Origin of the sequence: Schinkia azotoformans LMG 9581 (assembly GCF_000307855.1) — a bacterium.
GTDB lineage: Bacteria > Bacillota > Bacilli > Bacillales > Bacillaceae_J > Schinkia > Schinkia azotoformans.
The window spans coordinates 1-715 of sequence record NZ_AJLR01000098.1; the positions used below are offsets into that span (position 1 = coordinate 1).

Here is a 715-nt window from a genome sequence, read left to right on the forward strand (position 1 = left end):
AAAATTTCAAAAGAGGGTAAAATCCCTCTTTTTTTGTCGCCGTTATTTATAGAAGGAGGAAAAATCAAGCTCACGATAAAAACTGAGCAGCACACATTAAACTACCGATTCATGAAAGGAACCACTATGAAAGCACAATATAATAAACGCAAAGGCGGGTACTCCGCTGAACTCGCAAACAACATTTTAGATCGCTCAAAAGCCATTCACTCATTGAGCGAAACGCTTGAGCCTCAAATGAAGTTTGAAGACGGCAAACGAACTGATGAGGTGATTGCTTACAAAGGTTGGTTTTCTCAAAGCGGTTTACCCCCCTTTGAAGTAAAATTCACAGATCAAGTTAAACTTCCCCCTTATCTATCTATTATAACGTTTGATCATCTTCAAGCCTGTGAAGTCAACTACAACATTTACTTTAAGGCTGATGGCATCAAGGAGGTGAAATAATGACCAATAGTCAACTTGCACTTTATCTCTTACAAAGCCTAAATATGGCGCTAGGATCTCAAATCGAGGGCGAGACCTCGTACACAAATAGTTTTGATGTCAAAGTACAGGAAGATGGCTTCCTCTTTCTTCCTCGAATGCCTTCGGGCTATATTATTGACAATGATCTGTATTTTAAGATTTTCTTGATTGCGAACGCTTGTCTCTATCCCCGATACACCTTACTTAAGCAAAATAGCGCCTATTTTGTTCCACTAAATACTGATGA

At 39.0% G+C, this 715-nt stretch carries 1 protein-coding gene and 1 pseudogene; both read left to right on the forward strand.

Going from position 1 to position 715, the window contains the following annotated elements; translation table 11 throughout:
• Window positions 1-447 (forward strand): hypothetical protein (locus BAZO_RS11345; RefSeq protein WP_003331663.1); only part of this gene is annotated, 447 nt, incomplete at its 5' end.
• A pseudogene (locus tag BAZO_RS11350) lies at window positions 447-715 on the forward strand (cell division protein FtsK); the annotation flags it as partial. The gene BAZO_RS11345 and the pseudogene BAZO_RS11350, both read left to right, overlap by 1 nt.